General features: G+C 73.2%; 2 protein-coding genes. One reads left to right on the forward strand and one right to left on the reverse strand.

The window, feature by feature from the left end; translation table 11 throughout:
- On the reverse strand, positions 1-4,523 hold a 4,523-nt coding region (locus tag D7V93_RS38065; protein WP_147451557.1), incomplete at its 3' end, for a non-ribosomal peptide synthetase.
- 180 nt (positions 4,524-4,703) lie between these two features.
- On the opposite strand from D7V93_RS38065, the gene D7V93_RS47765 reads away from it, so the two are divergent.
- Positions 4,704-4,808, forward strand: a 105-nt coding sequence (locus D7V93_RS47765; protein ID WP_372338401.1) for an AMP-binding protein, incomplete at its 3' end; no start/stop codon positions are given.

Genomic DNA, 4,808 nt, shown 5'->3' on the forward strand with positions numbered 1-4,808 from the left:
GGGTAGGGGTGGGCGGTGTCGTTCCAGTCGACGAGCACCTGCTGGCGCTCGGCCGGCGTGAGCCAGGGGAGCTGGGACAGCGGCACGTCCGGGCTGGCGACGGCGGCCTCCATCAACACGCGCAGGTGGCCGGCGAGCCGGACCATCGTGTCGCGGTCGAAGAGGGCGGTGCTGTACTCGATGACGCCGCGCAGGCCGTCCGGCGTCTCCGCGAGCACGAGTCCCAGGTCGAAGCGCGCCGTGGCGGTGTCCACCTCCAGCATGCGCAGCGTCAGGCCCGGCACTTCCAACGTTCCGCCGGGTGCGTTCTGGAGCGCGAAGATGGCCTGCACGAGCGGCGTGCGGCCCAGATCGCGCGCGACCTGGAGTTCCTCGACGAGCTTCTCGAACGGCAGGTCCTGGTGCTCGTAGGCCGCGAGCGTCGTGTCCCGCACCTGCGTCAGCAGCGCGCGGAACGAGTCCTCCGGACGGACGCGGGCGCGCAGCACCAGCGTGTTGACGAAGAAGCCGACCAGCCCCTCCACGTCGCCGTGGTTGCGGCCCGCGATGGGCGAGCCCACCAGCAGGTCCTCCTGCCGGCTGTAGCGCGACAGCAGCAACTGCCACACGGACAGCAGCGCCATGAACGACGTGGCGCCCTCCTGCCGCGCGAGCGTCCCCAGGCGATCTCCCAGGGCACGGGGCAGGTGCACGGGAAGGAGCGCGCCGTGCGGGGAGCGCGGCGTCGGACGCGGATGGTCGATGGGCAGGTCCAGGACGTGCGGCGCCCCGGCGAGCTGCTGCTTCCACCACGCGACCTGCTCCGTGAGCACGTCCCCCTGGAGCCAGCCGCGCTGCCACGAGGCGAAGTCCGCGTACTGCACCGGCAGGGTCGGAAGCCCGTGCGCCTTCCCGGTGGAGTACGCCGCGTAGGCCGCCGCCACCTCGCGCACCATCACGCCCACGGACCAGCCGTCGGAGACGATATGATGCATGGTCAGGACCAGCACGTGGTCCGAGGGCCCGAATCGCAACAGCCGCGAGCGCAGCAGCGGGCCCGTGCCGAGATCGAAGGGCTGACCCGCTTCCTCCAGGGCCAGCCGCTGGAGGGAGGCCTCGCGGGCCTCGGGCGACAGGTCGCCCAGGTCCGTCACCGGCAACGTCCACGCGGGCGTGGAGTGGATGACCTGGACGGGCTCGTTGCCCTTCAGCACGAACGTGGTGCGCAGGGCCTCATGGCGTTCGACCAGCAGCTCGAGCGCGCGACGCAGGGCCTCCGCGTCCAGCGAACCCTCCAGTCGCACGGCCCCGAGGAGCACGTAGGGCGTGGCGCCGGGCTGGAGCTGATCGAGCACCCAGAGCCGCTGCTGCGAGAACGACAGGGGCAGCTCGCCGTCGCGCGATACGGGCCGGAGCCCGGGCACGCGAGGCCCGTCCGTGCGCACCAGGAGCTGCTCTTCCACCAGCTCCGTGACGCGGGCCACGGTGGACGCGGTGAACAGGCCGCGCAGGGGCAGCTCCACCTGGAACGTGGCGCGCAGGCGGGAGATGAGCTGCGTGGCCAGGAGCGAGTGGCCGCCCAGGGCGAAGAAGTCGTCATGCAGGCCCACGCGCTCCACGTGCAGCACGTCGCGGAACAGCCCGGCGACGCGCTGCTGGAAGGGTGTGAGGCGCTCGGGGGCGGCGGGCACCAGGGCCGACACGGCCTGCTCCGGGACGGGCAGCGCCTTGCGATCCAGCTTGCCCCCGGGCGTCAGCGGCAGCGCCGTCATGGGCACGAACGCGGACGGCACCAGGTGCGCGGGCAGCCGCTCCGCGAGGAAGGCGCGCAGTGCGACGGGATCCGGCGAGGGGTGGCCCACGACGTAGGCCACGAGCCGCTTGTCGCCGGGCACGTCCTCGCGCACCACGACCACCGCCTCGCGCACGGAGGGATGGGCGTGCAGGGCGGACTCCACCTCACCCGGTTCGATGCGGAAGCCCCGCACCTTCACCTGCGCGTCCACGCGGCCCACGAAGTCGAGCGTCCCATCCGCCCGCCACCGCGCCCGGTCGCCCGTGCGGTAGAGCCGCGCGCCCGGAAGGCCGCTGAACGCGTCCGGCACGAAGCGCTCGGCCGTCGTCGCGGGGTGGCCGGGATAGCCACGGCCCACGCCCTCGCCGCCAATGAACAGCTCGCCCGGGACGCCCGGTGCGACGGGCTCACCGTGCACATCCAGCACGTACAGCCGGGCACGGGCCACGGGCCGGCCAATGGGCAGGACGGTGGCGTCCGCCGCCAGCGCGCCCACGGCGTGGAAGGTCGCGCAGACGGTGGCCTCGGTGGGGCCGTACAGGTTGACGAGCTGCCCGCGCGGTCCCGCCGCGAGCACGCTCCGCACCGCGCGCGGATCCGCCCGGTCCCCGCCGAAGAAGGCGTTGCGCAGGGCCGCCAGCGCGCCGGGCTCCTCGCGCGCCACCTCGTGGAAGAGGGCGGTGGTGAGCAGCACGGTGGTGGCGCCCACCTCGCGCAGCTTCCGGGCGAGGTGCGGCGGGGACAGCGTGATGTCGCGCGGGATGATGACCAGCCGCGCGCCGTTGAGCAGCGCGCCCCAGACCTCGAACGTCGCCGCGTCGAACGACGGCGTGGACACCTGCGCGATGCGGTCCTCGGGCGTCAGGCGCACGAAGTTCGTGTCGCGCACCAGGTGGACGATGGAGCGGTGCTCCACGCCCGCGCCCTTCGGCGTCCCGGTGGAGCCCGACGTGTAGAGCACGTAGGCGAGCTGGCCCGGCAGCACCGTGGCGTTCACGGGGGCGCTCGTGTCGTAGCGCTCCAGCAGATCCGGTTCGGCGTCCAGACACACCGTGGGCCAGGACTGCTCCAGCAGGGACGGCAAGAGCGAGTGCTCCGTCACCACCGCGGACAGGCCCGCGTCCTGGAACATGAACGTCAGGCGCTGCTGCGGGTAGGTCGGATCCAGCGGCACGTAGCAGCCGCCGGCCTTGAGCACGCCCAGCATGCCCACCACGAGGTCCAGGCCGCGCTCCAGGCACAGGCCGACGCGGCCCTCCGGACGCAGGCCCAGCGACAAGAGGTGCCGCGCGAGCTGATTGGCCCGCGCATCCAGCGCCCCGTAGGTGAGCGTCCGGCCCTCGTGCTCCACGGCCACGGCGTCCGGCGCGCGCCGGACATGGGCCTCGAAGCAGCGGGGGAGGGTGTCCTCCACGAAGGGGTGGGAGCCGGAGTCATTCCAGTCCACCAGCACCCAGGAGCGCTCCTCCGCGTCCATCATCGGCAGGCGGCTGACGGGCACCGTCGCATCGCGCGCCACGGCCTCCAGCAGCACGCGGAACTGCGACGCCAGCCGCGCGGCGGTGGCGGAGGTGAAGAGGTCCAGGCTGTACTCGAGCGTCCCCTCCAGCCCCCCGTCACGCTCCATCAGCGACAGGCTCACGTCGAAGCGGGACGTGTCCGGCGCGGTGGGCAGCAGCGCCACGCGCAAGCCCGGCAGCGAGGGCGGCGGCACGGGCGCGTTGTGCAGCGCGAACATCACCTGGAACAGCGACGCGCGCTCCGCGCCACGCTCCGCACCCAGCGCTTCCACGAGCCGCTCGAAGGGCACGTCCTGGTGGGCATACGCGGACAGGGAGGACTCGCGCACGCGGTCCAGCAGCTCCGTGAAGCGGGGGTCGCCGTCCAGGCGCGCGCGCAGCACCAGCGTGTTGAGGAACACGCCGATGAGCGGCTCCAGCTCCGGCCGGGTGCGGTGGGCCACGGGGCTGCCCACGGCGAAGTCGTCCTGCCCGGAGTAGCGCGACAGCAGCGTTTCGTACCCGGCCAGCAGCACCATGAACAGCGTCGCGTCCCGGTCGCGGCCCACCTGCTCCAGCGAGCGAACCAGCGAGGCCGGCAGCGTGAAGACGTGGCTTGCGCCGCGCAGGGTCCGCGTCGCGGGCAGGCCGTGCTCGGAGGGCAGCGTCAGCGAGGGCAGATCCTTGAGCGACTCCCGGAGCGCGTCCAGGTGGGCCTGCACGCCGTCGGAGTTGCCCTCCTGGCGCTGCCACACAGCGAAGTCGGCGGCCTGCACTTCCAGCGCGGGCAGCGGTGACGGACGGCCTTCCGCGAACGCCGCGTAGAGGCTGCCCACCTCGTGCACCAGCACGCCCATGGACCACCCGTCGGAGACGATGTGGTGCATGCACAGCAGCAGGATGTGCTCCTCCGCGCCCAGCCGGAGCAGCCGCGTGCGCAACAGTGGACCCGTGCCCAGGTCGAACGGCCGTGCCGCCTCGTCCCGCATGCGCCGCCGCAAGGTGTCCTCGCGCGTGGCGCCTTCCGGAAGGACCTCCACCGGCAGGGCCCACTCCGCGGGCGCGGCGTGGATGCGCTGGAGCGGCTGGCCATCGCGCTCCAGGAACGTGGTGCGCAGCGGTTCATGCCGACGGACCACTTCCGCGAAGGTGCGGCGCAGCACGTCCACGTCCAGCGCGCCGGTGAGCCGCAGCGCCAGGGGGATGTTGTAGAGCGCCTGGCCCGGTTCGAGCTGATCCAGGAACCACATGCGCTGCTGCGCGAACGACAGCGGCAGGTCCCCGTCGCGAGGCACGGTGCGCAGCGCGGGCGTGACGGCCCGCGAAGGCAGCGCCTGGATGCGCTCCGAGAGCAGCGCCAGCGTGGGCGCCTCGAACAACGCGCGCAGGGGCAGCTCCACGCCGAACCGCGCGCCCACCCGCGTGACGAGCTGCGTGGCCAGCTCGCCTACGTGCTCTACACGTCGGGCTCCACCGGGACGCCGAAGGGCGCGGGCGTGGAGCACCGCTCCATCGTCCACCTGGTGCGCGACACG

Origin of the sequence: Corallococcus llansteffanensis, assembly GCF_003612055.1 — a bacterium.
GTDB lineage: Bacteria > Myxococcota > Myxococcia > Myxococcales > Myxococcaceae > Corallococcus > Corallococcus llansteffanensis.